The following is a 13,566-nucleotide window of genomic DNA, read 5'->3' on the forward strand; positions in this document are numbered from 1 at the left end:
CCGTGGGTTATACCCTAAGAGCAAACCACCCTTTTTAAGGGTGGTTCTGATTGCGTTGTTCGCTGTGGTTGAGGGTAGTGGCTTAAACGTAGTAGATGGGCCAGTTTCGTGGCAAGCGGGCCGCGTGGATGCCCTCGCGAGGTGAAAATGGTCTCTTTTCCTCCGTCCCCAGGGGATTAGTTGGGGCTAGAGCTCTAGGGTGAGGGTGACGGGGCAGTGGTCGCTGCCGAAGATGTCGCCGTGGATGCCGGTGTCGCGTACGTTGCCGGCGATTGCGTTGCTTACCAGGAAGTAGTCGATGCGCCAGCCTGCGTTGTTCTTGCGGGCATTAAAGCGGTAGCTCCACCAGCTGTAGACGCCCTCGACGTTGGGATTTGCCGCGCGCCAGGTGTCGGTAAAACCGGCGTCGAGGAGCTCGGTAAACTTACCGCGCTCCTCGTCCGAAAAGCCGGCGTTGCCGCGGTTGGACTTGGGGTTCTTAAGGTCGATCTCTTCGTGCGCCACGTTAAAGTCGCCGCAGGTTACGACGGGCTTGCCGGCCTCGCGCTCAAGCGCGCTCAAAAAGCCGCGGTAGGCATCGTCCCAGGCCATGCGCACATCGATGCGCGCGAGCTCGTTTTGGGCGTTGGGCGTATAGACGTCGACAAACCAAAACTTGTCGAACTCGAGCGCGCAGACGCGGCCCTCGGTCGCGGCCTGCGCCACGAGCTCTGCCGTCTCGCCCTCGCTAGCGTAGGGTAGCAGTGCGTCGGCGCGCAGCACGCGCAGCGGTTCCTGGCGGCTAAAGACCGCAGTGCCCGAATAACCTTTACGCTCGGCGTAGCTCCAGGTTTGGTGATAGCCGGGCAGGTCGATATCGACCTGGCCCTCCTGCAGCTTGGTCTCCTGCAGCGCCAGGATATCGACGTCGAGTTCTTGCGCGATCTGGATAAAGCTCGGGTCCTTTTTGAGCACGGCGCGCAGGCCGTTGACGTTCCACGAGGCGAAAGTGTAAGTCTGAGGCATGGTGTCCTTTCGACGGGGTTTGCAGGCTTAAGATTAGCGCAACAGGGGCGGGGTGGGCTCCGCGCGTGCTGACTCAAAGGCCGCATGCCGGGATGTCGCCCGATGCTGCCCGACCAACAAGGACGGAGGACTCATATGACGCAGGCAATATCGGACCCCAAGCAGGCCTCCGCCGCACTGGCGGAGCTGTTCGGTACCCACAAGTGTGTGGTGTTCTTTGGCGGCGCCGGTGTTTCCACGGCGAGCGGCATCCCCGATTTCCGCAGCGTGGACGGCCTGTATCACCAGCAGTTTGCCTACCCGCCCGAGACTATGCTCTCGCATAGCTTTTATGAGGCGCATCCGGCCGAGTTCTTCGACTTCTACCGCACCAAGATGATTGCGCTTGGCGCCAAGCCCAACCGCTGCCACACCAAGCTGGCCGAGTTGGAGCGCGCCGGTAAGCTAAATGCCGTGGTGACGCAAAATATCGACGGCCTGCATCAGATGGCCGGCTCACAGCGCGTGTTCGAGCTGCACGGATCGGTCCATCGCAACATTTGCCAGTCGTGCGGCGCGGTCTATAGTGCCGAATGGATTTGCTCGCGCGAGCACGAGGATGCCGCGGGCGTGCCCGTGTGCCCCGCGTGCGGCGGGCGCATCAAGCCCGATGTGGTGCTCTACGAGGAGCCGCTCGACGAGCACGTGCTGACCGGCGCCGTTGCCGCCATCGCCGCGGCCGATGCCCTCATTGTGGGCGGGACCTCGCTCGTGGTGTATCCGGCGGCGGGCCTTACGCGTCACTTTACCGGCGATACGCTGGCTATTTGCAATCTTGCTCCCACCGATCAGGATGCAAATGCCGACCTGCTGATTTCTTGCGACATCGCGGCCGCGTTTGCGTTCTAGCCCGTGTGCGCGGATACAATAGAAAGACTGATTGCAAAGCGACCCCGCCGCCTGCGCCCGAGCGCGGCGGCGCGGGCATTTGAGGAGGATGTTCATGGCGAACGATAGCAAGACATGGCGGTGCGGAAAGTACGAGCTCAGCTTTGACCGTCCGCGCATCATGGGCGTCCTCAACGTGACGCCCGATTCGTTTAGCGACGGCGGGGAACACTTCGACCCGGATGCCGCCATCGAGTACGGCCTGGCGATGCTCGACGCCGGCGCTGACATCATCGACGTAGGCGGCGAGTCCACGCGCCCTGGTTTTACCCCGGTCAACCCCGACGAGGAGGCTCGCCGCGTGCTGCCCGTGGTGCGCGCGCTGGCCAAAGAGGGCGCCATCGTCTCGATCGACACGCGCCACGTGGCAGTTGCTAAGGCGGCCGTGCGCTGCGGCGCCTCTATCGTCAACGACGTGACGGGATTCACCGACCCCAAGATGGTCGAGTTTGTTAAGACGAGCACCTGCGGCGTTATCGTGATGCACGCTGGCGAGGTCGCCGCTCCCGCTCGTACGCACGCGACGGTGCAGCTCGATACCTCGGCCGCGGCGTTTGTTGCCGAGAAGGCGCGCGAGGCGGCTGCTGAGGCCGCGCGCGAGGCCGAGAAGCCCGCTCGTCGCCGCCGTGGCAAGCTGCTGGGCGACCCTAAGCCCGAAGCAAAGCTCCCGGGTGGCGTGGTGCAGCCCTCACTGCCGTTTGGCGATCCGGAGCCCGCGGCCGAGCCTACAGCCGAGCTGGGGCAGGAGACGCCGGGCGCCGAGCAGGCCGCGCCTGCCGCCGAGGCCGCTGCGCCCGAGGCCACGCCCGCGGCTACCGAAACCGCGCCGGAGCCCAATGACCACCTGGCCGCCATGATGCGCCGCAGCGCTCGCCGCGAGGAGGCTTATGTGCCCACCTCGCAGCTTCGCCGCTTTACCCTGCCCGATTCGGCGCCCATCATGCGCCGCGTCATGGGCTTTCTGTCCGATCAGGCCCGCGCGCTCATCCACGCCGGCGTGTCGCGCGACCGCATCTGCATCGATCCGGGCCCGGGCTTTGGCAAGACGGCCAACGAGGATATTGTCATCCAGCGCGAGACCGCCAAGATGGCGTCGCTGGGCTATCCGCTCATGTGCGCCGTGTCGCGCAAGCGCTTTGTGGGCGCTGTCTCGGGCGTGACCGAGGCCGCCGAGCGCGATGCCGCCACGTTTGGCGTGTGCCTGGGCGCTATCCAGGCCGGTGCCAACATCGTGCGCGTGCACGACGTCGCGGGGTTTGCGCAGTTCCTGAACGGTTACTGGGCTGTTGCCAAGCCGCAGCCGCGTCGCGCGTTTGTGGCCGTGGGCTCCAATCTGGGGCATCGTTGCGACAACATCCGCGCCGCGCGCGACATGATCGCCGAGATCCCGCTCACCTGCGTGTCCAACTGCTCACGCATCTACGAGAGCGAACCGGCCTACGAGACGCGTCAGGACGCGTTTGCCAACGCCGTCATCGAGATTAAGACCGAGCTGGCGCCGCTGGTGCTGCTCGACGAGCTTATGAAGATCGAGGCCGAGCTTGGGCGCGACCGCTCCAAGAAGGCCAAGGTCAACGGCCCGCGCACCATCGACCTGGACCTGCTGTGGATGGACGGCGAGACCCACGGCGGCAAAAAGCTGCGCCTGCCGCATCCGCTCATTGGCGAGCGTGATTTTGTGCTGGTGCCGCTCGAGGACCTGATGCACGACCCGGCGCGGTTCTTCCGCTACAACGGCGTCGAGGTCAAGGAGCCCGAGGATCGCGTGGGCCATATCGTGGGCGAATTGGGGCGTATGTAGATGATTGAGATGAACGCTGTAGCCGCTGGCACTGAGCTCGACGCCGCGCGCGATGCGGGTCGCGAGGGCAAGTCCGCGGGTTGGTGCGCCTGGAGTGCCGGCGAGGCGTCGTTGACGTTTTCGCTGGTCGTTCGCCCCGACGTGAACATGCACGCCTTCCACGGTCTGCCGTTTGTGGCCGCAATGGGCATGATGGACGCGCTCGCGGGCACGACGTCGACGCCAGGCCTGGGCCTTGCCGGCAAGGTGGGCATTCAGTGGCCGAGCGATATTGTGTGTGGCGCGCCCGCGTTTGAGACGTCGTTCGCACGTGTCGCCGTCAACGGTGGCGCCGGTGCTGCGGGCATGTTCGGTGCCGTGACGGTGGATATTGAGCGCGCGGCGCTGGGCGAGCTTGGTGTAGATGTGGCCGACGAAGCGCTGGTCGAAGAGTTGGCCGCCGCCGTGCTGACCCGTATGGACGCCTGGGCGGCTGTTGCCAACACGCCGCAGGGCGCCGCCGGGCCGCTGGCTCCCGTGCTGGGCGAGTACTTCGACATGGTGCCGCTGCTCGGTCGCCAGGTTGCGGCGGTGTCGCCCAACGGCCTGCCACTCGCGGTGGGCGTGTTCGCGGGCCTGGACATCTGGGGCCGCGCGACCATCAAGACCGACGCCGGCGAGCAGGAGTTTCCGCCCGAGGCCGTACGCATTCGCGGGCTGTAACGCGGGGTGCCAGCGCTCAAAGACAACGATGACAACAGAAGCTCTCCTCGGCTTGCACCGGGGAGAGCTTCTGTGTGACTGCAGGGGGCATCTCGGTCCTATTCCTCAAAACCGAAAAATTTTCGCTTTTGAGGAATAGGACCGATGCGTTGCCTAGTTCGCCGCTCGCGCTCGTGTTCGACTTGGGCCCTGTCCTACCCCAGCTCCTGCATGCGGCGGTAGATTTCGCAGATGCCTTTGATGGTGAGTTGGCCGTCGACCACGTCGAAGGCATCGGTCGAATCGGCGACGATGCTGGCGAGGCCGCCCGTGGCGATAACGGTAGCGTCCTCGCGGCCCAGCTCGCGCTTCATGCGCGCGACTAGGCCTTCGGCCATGGCGGCGGCGCCCATTACGGCGCCCACCTTGATGCACTCCTCGGTATCGCGGCCGATGGCGTGCTCGGGCGCCTCGAGCGGCACGCTGGCGAGCTTGGCGGCACGGGCGGCAAGTGCGTCCATGGAGATGCGGATGCCCGGCGCGATCGCTCCGCCAATGTAATAACCGTCCTCATCGATGACGTCGATATTGGTCGCGGTGCCAAAGTCCACCACGATTGCCGGCGCGCCGTAGAAGGTCTCGGCCGCAACGGCGTTGGCGACGCGGTCGGCGCCTACGGCCTGGGGACGCGCCGCGCGCAGCTTGGTCACCGCGGCCGTCTGCGGTCCGATGACGATGGCGTCCGCGGCAATGCGGTCGGCCACGGCGTGCCACTCGCGCGAGAGCTGCGGCACCACGCCAGCAAAGGCGATCGCGTCGACCGCGTCGAGCGAAAGGCCGTACATCTTAAAGAAACCCATCAGGCGCACGTGGATTTCGTCGGCGGTATAGGAGCGGTCGGTGGGCATGCGCCACGACTGCACCAGCTCGTCTCCGTCAAACAGGCCCATGGCCGTCTGCGTGTTTCCCATATCGATAGCGAGCAGCATGTCTACTCCCGGTGTCGGCGTAAAAGGACGCGCACCATTGTATACGTGCCGTCGGCGGCGCTCGGCTGCGATTCGTTCACGGCGATATGGGCTGAGGGGTTTTAAATATGAAGGAATTATGCTCTACGAGATTTTCCTTGCCGTTTACCGAACTCCCACGTAATATTCTTTCTTGCGCACATGAGGCGCCCAGACATTGCGGGGTGGAGCAGTCTGGTAGCTCGCCGGGCTCATAACCCGGAGGTCGTAGGTTCAAATCCTGCCCCCGCGACCAAGAACTTGCAGCTCGTCGGCCTAGCCGGCGAGCTTTTTTGTTATTCCGGGACTGTTCTCTCAGCCCAATTCCCAACATCTCAAACAAAATCTCGATCTGTAACATCTAGACCCGATTTGGGCGGCCAGGTGTTACAGATCGAGATATACCGGTGGGTTGGGTCCCGTTTGTCTAAATCTGTAACACGAGGGACGGATTTTGCCGAGTTGTTGTTACAGATTGAGATTTTCTGGCAGGCGGGTTTGGTTTGTCTCAATCTGTAACAGGTAGGGGTCAAAAGTGGGCCTAGCTGTTACAGATCTAGATTGTTGAGGATGGGTTGAGAGGAATGTCTCGATTTGTAACAGGTAGACCCCGGTTTTGCCAAGTAACTGTTACAGATTGAGACAAGCCGACGGGTCGCCCCGCCCCATCCACCTGCCGCTACCTGCTGTCCGCCGATTTCCGTTGCGTCGCCGTGCTCCCATGCCATATCCTCTAGACAACTACGCGGCACCATCGCCGCCGCGCCTACAAGAGAGGAATGTCCATGACCGCACCTGCCACCAAGCTGCTCCAGCCCATTACGGTTGGCCCCCTTGAGCTCAAGAATCGCATTATGTTCCCACCGCTGACCACCGGCTACGAGGAGCGCGACGGCTCCATTGGCGAGCGCAGCCTGGCTTTTTACGAGCGCCTGGCCCGTGGCGGCGTGAGCTACATCGTCATCGGCGACGTTGCTCCCGTTATGACCGCAAGCCCCACGCCCAAGCTGGCGACCGATGCTCAGATCCCCACGTTTAAGGCGCTGGCCGACGCCGTCCACAAGCATGGTGCCAAGATAGCGCTGCAGCTATTCCACCCCGAGTACGATGTGCCCGGTGTCGGCCGCATGGTCATGGGATCCATGGCCGCTGCCAAGGCCGCGCAGGAGGCCAAGGCCGCCGGCGACGAGGAGACCTTTGCCGCCAAGATGGCCGAGTCCAACGAGATTCGCAAGCAGGCCTACGCCAAGCTGCACCACGACATGCAGCACTTTGTAAACGAGGCGAGCGTGGAGCAGCTCACCCAGATCAAAGAGGCCATCGCCGCCTCGGCCGCCCGCGCGCAGCAGGCTGGCATCGACGCCATCGAGGTCCACGGCGACCGCCTGGTGGGTTCGCTGTGCTCGGCCATCCTCAACCAGCGCACCGACGAGTACGGCGGCTCGTTCGAGAACCGCGTCCGTTATGCGCTCGAGGTCGTCGCCGCCATTAAGGAAGCCGCGCCGCAGCTGATGGTGGAGTACAAGCTCCCCGTGATCATGGAGAACCCCGACGGCACGCCGCGCGGCAAGGGCGGCCTGCAGCCCGACGAGGCCTGCGAGTTTGCCAAGCTGCTCGAGGGCGCCGGCATCGACATGATCCAGGTTGCACAGGCCAACCACACCGGCAACATGGGCGACACCATTCCGCCCATGGGGGCCATGCCCTACAACTGGACGCTGCCCGTGGCCGAGCGCGTCAAGGCCCTGGTCTCCGTGCCGGTGGCAACCGTCGGCCGCGTTGTCTCGGTTGAGGCCGGCGAGAAGATTCTGGAAGACGGTTCGGCCGATATCATCGCGTACGGCCGCTCGCTCATGTGCGACCCCGACATTGCGCTGAAGGCCGCCACGGGTGAGCCCATTCGCGAGTGCCTCAATTGCAACAAGGGCTGCGTCGACGCGATTCAAAACCGCAAGTACATCTCGTGCGTGCTCAATGCCGAGAACGGCGACGAGGCGACCATCGCCATCAAGCCGGGCGAGGGCGACAAGAAGGTCGCCGTGGTGGGCGGCGGTATTGCCGGCTTGGAGGCCGCGCGCGTGGCGGCCAAGCGCGGCTACGACGTGACCGTCTATGAGGCGAGCGATCACTTGGGCGGCCAGATTGTGCTGGCAGCCGCGCCTCCGCGCAAGGATGAGATTATGCGCTCGGTCGAGTATTACGAGAAGATTCTGCCCGGCCTGGGCGTGAAGGTCGAGCTCAACCATGCCGCTAGCCCCGCGGATCTCAACGCCGCCGACGCCGCGATTGTGGCTGTGGGCGCGCACGACGTGGTCATCCCCGTTCCGGGTGCCGACTCGGACAAGGTCGTCTCGAGCTGGGACGTGCTGGCCGGCAAGGTGGAGCTCAGCGGGCGCGTCGCCGTCATTGGCGGTGGCCTGGTGGGCACCGAGACTGCCGAGTACCTGCTGCAGCACGGCTGCGAGGTGGCGATTGTCGAGATGCTCGACAAGATTGCCGCGGGCGAGTCCGAGACCATTCTGCCGCTGATCATGAGCGACTTCGCCGCCCACAACGTGGAACAGCACGTTAAGACCCGCCTGACCGCCATTACCGACGAGGGCGTGGAGGCCGTGCACACCACCGAGGACGGCCCCGAGGAGCCGGTGAAGATCGCCTGCGATTACGTGGTGATGGCCGTGGGATCCAAGGCCAACGCGTTTGACCTGGATGGCGTGACGGTGCCCGTGACCTGCGTGGGCGACTGCTCGGGCGAGCGCACCGCCGACATTGCGAGCGCCATTCGCACGGCGTATCACGCGGCCAACGAGCTGTAGTTGAACATCGCAGCCAGGCGGGGCGGTAGCACGGATCCGCCTCGCCCGGCTGTGTCCCGTCGGGTGTCAACCGGTGCGGGGCCTGCAAGCGCAGCAGGCCCCGCCCTTTTTGTTTTGCTCCGGTGGATGGCAATGCGCGGTAATCATGAGGAGTAAGGACGTCTACTGCCTTGCCGATTACTCAAAATTATTGGGGGAGGGGTTAATAATCATATCCGCTATAGCAAAGGACATAAAGAGGTGTCAATTTTGTTGACAGGCGAATGACGATTGGCTGCGAGTCAGCTACCAGCGTAAATAATCGATAAAGAAATGTCGTAAATTGGTGCCAAATGCCCAGATAACGCCGCGTCTATTTTAATTAACTGCTTTGAGCAAACAGTAAAATGCTACTATCTAACTTGCACGTAAGAAAGCAGATTAACGGTTAAGGCTAAGAAGTGGCAGGTATGTCGGAAGCAACTAGGACTCGCACGCATGCGCCCGAGGTTAGGCAGCGCGCCGTCGAGATCCTCCAAGAGGGGGTCGGTCATCGCGCCCTCGCCGCGGAGCTTGGCATTCCCCAGGCCACGGCTCGTCAGTGGGCCCGCGCGTATGCCGTAGGCGGTGCCGACGCCGTTCTCAACGCCGGTTCGCATCATCACACCTATTCGTACGAAGTTAAGCTCGCCGTGGTCAAGGACCGCTTGGAAAACGGCTTAACGGTTCGCGAGGCCATGATCAAGCACAAGATTCCCAGCGAGTCTTCGGTCAAGGCTTGGTGCCGCCAGTATCGCGAGAGCGGTGAGTCCGCGCTGGTTGATAAGCCGCGCGGTCGCAAGCCGCGCGTTAAAAAGGCGGAATAGCGAACGGGATGGTGCGCCCACAGGGGCGCATTTTTCTTGCCGCGCCAACTTTTTGGACCGTCGTGAGCCTACTGGAACATCCTCCAAAGTGGTTAATAAACCGCGCGCAGTGGCCCGTGCGCCCGCCGCCGCGATAGGGGGAGCGTCGCCTCTCTGCTCCAAAGCGGACAGACTCGTTACCCCGTACGCCTAAAACTCCCCAGTTGACCGAAAACCCGCCGCCGCTACTCCTCAACTGAGCTATAACGTTAAACAATTGCAGCGTTTTTGCATGGGGGAGTGATGGTATGACGCTACTGTATTTCCTTACCCTGTTTCCGCTGGTACCGGCGCTGGGCATGCTGCTCGCGCGCGGTGACCGCGCCCGCGATGCGGTAGGGCTTGTAGGCTCTGGCATCATTATGGCGGTGACGGTTGTAGTCGCCGTCATGTTTTTTGGCACGGGCCCGCAGAGCTTCGAGGTTGCCCCCGGCACCTCGCATGTGCTCTCGATCATCAGCTCCGTCATCGACGTGATCCTGTGCGCCGTCATCCTGTACAACGCGCGTAAATATAAGAGCACGCTCACCACGGTGCTCGGCGTGGTGCAGCTGGTGGGTTCGGTTGCCTTCGCTGCCATGACGCTGCCCGCGGCCGAGGTTGTCACCGCCACGCCGCTCTACCTGGATTACATGAGTGTGATCATGGTGCTTGCCATCGGCATTGTCGGCAGCCTTATCTGCGTGTACGCCCTGGGCTACATGAAGGACTTCCAGGCCCACGACGAGCACGAGGCAGCGCTGCGCGGGCAGGCGGCGCCCGACCGACGCCCGCAGTTCCTGGCGCTTATGTTCCTGTTCCTCTCGGCCATGTTCGTCATCGTGACAAGCGACAACCTTGAGTGGCTGTTCTGTGGCTGGGAAATCACCACCGTGTGCTCGTTCCTCATGATTGGCTACACGCGCACGCCCGAGGCCATAAAAAACGCTTTCACCCAGATCATCCTCAACATGCTGGGCGGCATCGCGTTTTTGGCCGGACTCATGTACCTGCACGTTAACGGCATGCCGCTGACCATCTCGGGCATGATCGAGCTTTCCAGCGCCGGAACCGCGCAATCCGCGCTGCTGGTGATGCCGGTCCTGTTGCTGTCGCTTGCCGCGCTCACCAAGGCCGCACAGATGCCGTTCCACACTTGGCTATTGGGTGCCATGGTTGCCCCCACGCCCACGAGTGCCCTGCTGCACTCGTCAACCATGGTCAAAGCCGGCGTGTTCCTGATGGTCAAGCTCAGCCCGCTCTATGCCATCTATCCCGTGACCGGCTTTATGGTCACGAGCGTGGGTGCCATCACGTTTTTGCTCGCTGCCCTCATGGCCATCTCGCAGAGCAACGCCAAACGCGTCCTCGCGTACTCCACCATCTCCAACTTGGGCCTCATCAGTGCTTGCTTGGGTGTCGGCGCGCCCGAGGCCGTATGGGCCGCCATCTTCCTGATCCTGTTCCACACGGTGGCCAAGTCGCTGCTGTTCCTGTGCGTGGGCACGGCCGAGCATCATATCGGCAGCCGCAATATCGAGGACATGGACGGTATGTTCAGCCGCATGCCGCACCTTACGCGTCTGATGATGCTGGGCATCATGGGCATGTTCGTGGCACCGTTTGGCATGCTCGTGTCCAAGTGGGGCGCCCTGGTGGCGTTCGCGCAGACCGGCAACGTGCTCATGATCATGGTGCTTGCCTTTGGCTCGGCCGCGACGTTCTTCTTCTGGGGCAAGTGGCTTGCCAAGCTTTCGGGCGTCGACCCCACGGCTCAAAACGTTGAGGTCAATGTCCATAAGACCGAATGGATGGCCCTCAACACCATCGCCGCGCTGCTGATTCTTTGCTGCGTGGCGTTCCCGCTCATCTCGAGCGGCCTGGTGTCGCCTTACTTGGCCATGGTGTTTGGCCGCGTGCCGTACGTTATTGGCAAGGACTCCATGTATCTGATGGTGGTTATCGTGGCGTTTATCGCCGTGGTGCTGCTGACTTCATTCCGCGTGAGCAACAAACCGCACGTCAACGTGTACCTTTCGGGTGTGGGGACCGACAAATATCGCCATTTCCGTGGCTCGATGGGACACGAGGTGAAGGCCGAAAAGCGCAATTGGTACTCGGAGGACGCCCTTGGCGAGAAGCGTATTGGCCCCGCGGGTAGCGTCGTGTGTTGCAGCATTATCTTGTTTGCGCTGCTGTGTTGCGCGTGGATTGGGCCCGAGAGACTTGCCATGAGCGCGCCCTCGGTGCTGCGCGGTAAGTATTTTGAAGGTTCGGGTGTCGTGGGCATATTTATTGGTACCGTGGCGTTTGCCTTGATTGCGCCGCTTGTGGGAGGCCTGATCGACGGCCTTGACCGCAAGCTTTCGGCCCGCATGCAGGGCCGTGTGGGCCCGCGCCTGCTGCAACCGTTCTACGACGTTGCCAAGCTGCTGCGCAAGGCCCCTGCCAGCGTAAACACCATGGACGATACCTATATGGCATGCGCGCTCATCTTCACCGTCGTGGGCGGCGGCATCTTTGTGTCGGGTTCTAACACGCTACTGTGCGCTTTTATGGTGACGCTCGCCGCGATCTTTGTGGTGCTGGCGTCCGCCTCGACGCAAAGCCCGTTTGCCCAGGTTGGCGCCGACCGCGAGCTGCTGCAGGTCATGAGTTACGAGCCCGCCGTTCTGCTGATGAGCGTGGGCCTCTACCTTGCCACCGATAGCTTTGATTCCATCGCCGTGACGGGGCAGTCGGCCCCCATCATCGTGTACAGCGCGCCCATTTTCCTCGCGCTGCTCGCGGTGCTTACCATCAAACTGCGCAAGTCGCCGTTCGATCTTTCGTACTCGCATCACGCGCATCAGGAGATTGTCCAGGGCGTCGCCACCGAGATGAGCGGCGGCACGCTGGCCAAGATGACCCTTATGCACTGGTGCGAGACCGTGCTGTTTTTGATGTGGGTGGGCATGTTCTTTGTTTGGGACAACCCGGTGAGCTGGGTCGTAGCCCTGGTCGTGATGGCCGCGACGTATTTTGTCGAGGTGCTGATCGACAACACCTTCGCACGCAGCACCTGGCGCAGCTGCTTTAAGCTCGGCTGGGGCGTGGCGCTGGTGTTTGGCCTGCTCAACCTTATGCCCATCCTCGTCGACGTGTTTATTTAGGAGGCGGCATCCATGGATCATAAAATGTCGCGCTCACCGTGGGTTATTCATTACGACGGCTCGAGCTGCAACGGATGCGATATCGAGGTGCTGGCCTCGCTTACCCCACTGTTCGATGCGGAGCGCTTTGGCGTGGTCAACACCGGCAACCCCAAGCATGCGGACATCTTTTTGGTGACGGGGTCGGTCAATGCCCAGAACCTGCCCGTCGTGCGTCAGATTTACAACCAGATGCTCGAGCCCAAGTGCGTGGTGGCGTGCGGCATCTGCGCGTGCTCGGGCGGCGTGTTCCGCGATGCCTACAACGTGATCGGCGGCGTGGACCGCGCGATTCCCGTGGACGTGTACGCGCCCGGGTGCGCCATTCGCCCCGAGACGGTGATCGATGCCATCGTGGAGGCGTGCGGCATCTTGGACCAGAAGGAGGCCGTGATGCGCGCCGGCGGCGATCCGCTCACCGTGGGCGGCGCCGCCACCTGGGACGGTGGCGTTGAGCTGGGCGAGGACGGGTTTGTGGCCGCGGCTGAGGCCGGCGACGCGCCCGCCGCTGGCGACGCACCTGCTGGGACACCCGCCGCTGCAAAGGAGGCCGAGTAATGCAAAAGGCTATCTATACCACCGTTGGGATCGACGAGCTCCTGTCGCATGTCCAGGCGCTCAAGGGCGTCGGCGCGCGCTTTGTGCAAATGCACACCGAGCGCAACGTCGACGACGGCTCGTATCGCTTGGTCTATACGTTTATCAACGTTCACGCTGCTCAGGAACATATTGCGCAGGACGGCAGCTATGCGATCGAGAATCTGGTGGTTGAGGGCATCGACCAGTACCAGGAGATTCCGTCCATCAGCTCGTATTACCCCGCGGTGTTCCCATTTGAAAATGAGGCCCACGACCTGTTTGGTCTTGCCATTACCGATATGCAGATCGACTTTAAGGGCTTTTTCTACCAGGTTTCGACTGCCGAGCCCATGAGCGTTATCACGCCCGAGGTGAAGGCCGCGCGCGAGAAGGCCATGAAGGTCCGCGCGGCTGCCGAGGCCAAGGCGCGCAAGGCCGCTGCCGAGAAGGCCGCCGCGGCTGCGGCTGCTGCAGGGGAGGGCGTTGCGGGCGCCGGCGATGCCGCGGGCGCCGCTGCTCAGCCCGCTGCGGCTGCCGGCTCCGATACTCAGCACGATGGGGCTGCTGCGAAGGCGGCGCTCAAGGCCGCCGAGATGGAGGCAAAGCTCGCCGCCATGGATCCCGAGAAAGCGGCCAAGGTCCGCGCGGCGCTTGCCGCCAAGGCCGCCCGCGACAAGCAGAAAAAGGAGGCGTAAG

At 62.9% G+C, this 13,566-nt stretch carries 10 protein-coding genes and 1 tRNA gene; 9 read left to right on the plus strand and 2 right to left on the minus strand.

The features are described 5' to 3' along the window. Nucleotides 1-186 precede the first annotated feature (186 nt). Nucleotides 187-1,005 (minus strand): exodeoxyribonuclease III, encoded by an 819-nt coding sequence (locus tag CHY22_RS08355; RefSeq protein WP_089573457.1) that lies wholly within the window; start codon nucleotides 1,003-1,005, stop codon nucleotides 187-189. Between the two features lie 135 nt (nucleotides 1,006-1,140). Between CHY22_RS08355 and CHY22_RS08360 the strand changes: the two genes are divergently transcribed. The 3 genes from CHY22_RS08360 to CHY22_RS08370 all read left to right on the plus strand — a co-directional run bounded on the left by CHY22_RS08360 (nucleotide 1,141) and on the right by CHY22_RS08370 (nucleotide 4,435). Beyond that, nucleotides 1,141-1,893 carry an NAD-dependent protein deacylase gene (locus CHY22_RS08360; protein ID WP_089573458.1) on the plus strand — a complete coding sequence of 251 codons (753 nt, stop codon included), beginning with the start codon at nucleotides 1,141-1,143 and terminating at the stop codon, nucleotides 1,891-1,893. Between the two features lie 94 nt (nucleotides 1,894-1,987). Further along, the gene (gene folP, locus CHY22_RS08365) at nucleotides 1,988-3,733 is read left to right on the plus strand and encodes a dihydropteroate synthase (RefSeq protein ID WP_089573459.1); all 1,746 of its coding nucleotides are present in this window, start codon (nucleotides 1,988-1,990) and stop codon (nucleotides 3,731-3,733) included. Continuing rightward, nucleotides 3,734-4,435 carry a hypothetical protein gene (locus tag CHY22_RS08370; RefSeq protein ID WP_089573460.1) on the plus strand — a complete coding sequence of 234 codons (702 nt, stop codon included), beginning with the start codon at nucleotides 3,734-3,736 and terminating at the stop codon, nucleotides 4,433-4,435. Between the two features lie 194 nt (nucleotides 4,436-4,629). On the opposite strand, the gene CHY22_RS08375 is transcribed toward CHY22_RS08370, so the two are convergent. Further along, nucleotides 4,630-5,403, minus strand: coding sequence for a type III pantothenate kinase (locus tag CHY22_RS08375; RefSeq protein ID WP_055285368.1), 774 nt, complete (start codon nucleotides 5,401-5,403; stop codon nucleotides 4,630-4,632). A gap of 197 nt (nucleotides 5,404-5,600) precedes the next feature. Here CHY22_RS08375 and CHY22_RS08380 point away from each other — a divergent pair. The 6 genes from CHY22_RS08380 to CHY22_RS10100 all read left to right on the plus strand — a co-directional run bounded on the left by CHY22_RS08380 (nucleotide 5,601) and on the right by CHY22_RS10100 (nucleotide 13,565). Continuing rightward, nucleotides 5,601-5,677 (plus strand) — tRNA-Met (locus tag CHY22_RS08380). 529 nt (nucleotides 5,678-6,206) lie between these two features. Next, entirely contained in the window at nucleotides 6,207-8,237 is a 2,031-nt protein-coding gene (bilR, locus tag CHY22_RS08385) for a bilirubin reductase, long form (RefSeq protein ID WP_233502867.1), read from the plus strand. A 449-nt stretch (nucleotides 8,238-8,686) separates the two neighbouring features. After that, complete coding sequence (locus CHY22_RS08390) at nucleotides 8,687-9,082, plus strand: helix-turn-helix domain-containing protein (RefSeq protein WP_089573462.1); 396 nt, start codon at nucleotides 8,687-8,689, stop codon at nucleotides 9,080-9,082. A 287-nt stretch (nucleotides 9,083-9,369) separates the two neighbouring features. After that, nucleotides 9,370-12,252, plus strand: coding sequence for a proton-conducting transporter membrane subunit (locus CHY22_RS08395; protein ID WP_089573463.1), 2,883 nt, complete (start codon nucleotides 9,370-9,372; stop codon nucleotides 12,250-12,252). A gap of 12 nt (nucleotides 12,253-12,264) precedes the next feature. Beyond that, the gene (gene nuoB / locus CHY22_RS08400; RefSeq protein WP_089573464.1) at nucleotides 12,265-12,849 is read left to right on the plus strand and encodes an NADH-quinone oxidoreductase subunit NuoB; all 585 of its coding nucleotides are present in this window, start codon (nucleotides 12,265-12,267) and stop codon (nucleotides 12,847-12,849) included. Continuing rightward, on the plus strand, nucleotides 12,849-13,565 hold the full coding sequence (locus CHY22_RS10100; protein ID WP_089573465.1) for an NADH-quinone oxidoreductase subunit C: 717 nt from the start codon (nucleotides 12,849-12,851) through the stop codon (nucleotides 13,563-13,565). The genes nuoB and CHY22_RS10100 overlap by 1 nt, the downstream gene beginning before the upstream one ends. The last annotated feature ends 1 nt before the right edge of the window (nucleotide 13,566 follow it).

Origin of the sequence: Collinsella sp. TF06-26, from assembly GCF_002232035.1 — a bacterium.
Taxonomy (GTDB): domain Bacteria; phylum Actinomycetota; class Coriobacteriia; order Coriobacteriales; family Coriobacteriaceae; genus Collinsella.

What these genes read in the sequence shown, in the direction of transcription:
- CHY22_RS08355 (WP_089573457.1), bottom strand. Translation starts at nt 1,005, where the DNA reads ATGCCTCAGACTTACACTTTCGCCTCGTGGAACGTCAACGGCCTGCGC.
- CHY22_RS08360 (WP_089573458.1), top strand. Translation starts at nt 1,141, where the DNA reads ATGACGCAGGCAATATCGGACCCCAAGCAGGCCTCCGCCGCACTGGCG.
- folP (WP_089573459.1), top strand. Translation starts at nt 1,988, where the DNA reads ATGGCGAACGATAGCAAGACATGGCGGTGCGGAAAGTACGAGCTCAGC.
- CHY22_RS08370 (WP_089573460.1), top strand. Translation starts at nt 3,734, where the DNA reads ATGATTGAGATGAACGCTGTAGCCGCTGGCACTGAGCTCGACGCCGCG.
- CHY22_RS08375 (WP_055285368.1), bottom strand. Translation starts at nt 5,403, where the DNA reads ATGCTGCTCGCTATCGATATGGGAAACACGCAGACGGCCATGGGCCTG.
- bilR (WP_233502867.1), top strand. Translation starts at nt 6,207, where the DNA reads ATGACCGCACCTGCCACCAAGCTGCTCCAGCCCATTACGGTTGGCCCC.
- CHY22_RS08390 (WP_089573462.1), top strand. Translation starts at nt 8,687, where the DNA reads ATGTCGGAAGCAACTAGGACTCGCACGCATGCGCCCGAGGTTAGGCAG.
- CHY22_RS08395 (WP_089573463.1), top strand. Translation starts at nt 9,370, where the DNA reads ATGACGCTACTGTATTTCCTTACCCTGTTTCCGCTGGTACCGGCGCTG.
- nuoB (WP_089573464.1), top strand. Translation starts at nt 12,265, where the DNA reads ATGGATCATAAAATGTCGCGCTCACCGTGGGTTATTCATTACGACGGC.
- CHY22_RS10100 (WP_089573465.1), top strand. Translation starts at nt 12,849, where the DNA reads ATGCAAAAGGCTATCTATACCACCGTTGGGATCGACGAGCTCCTGTCG.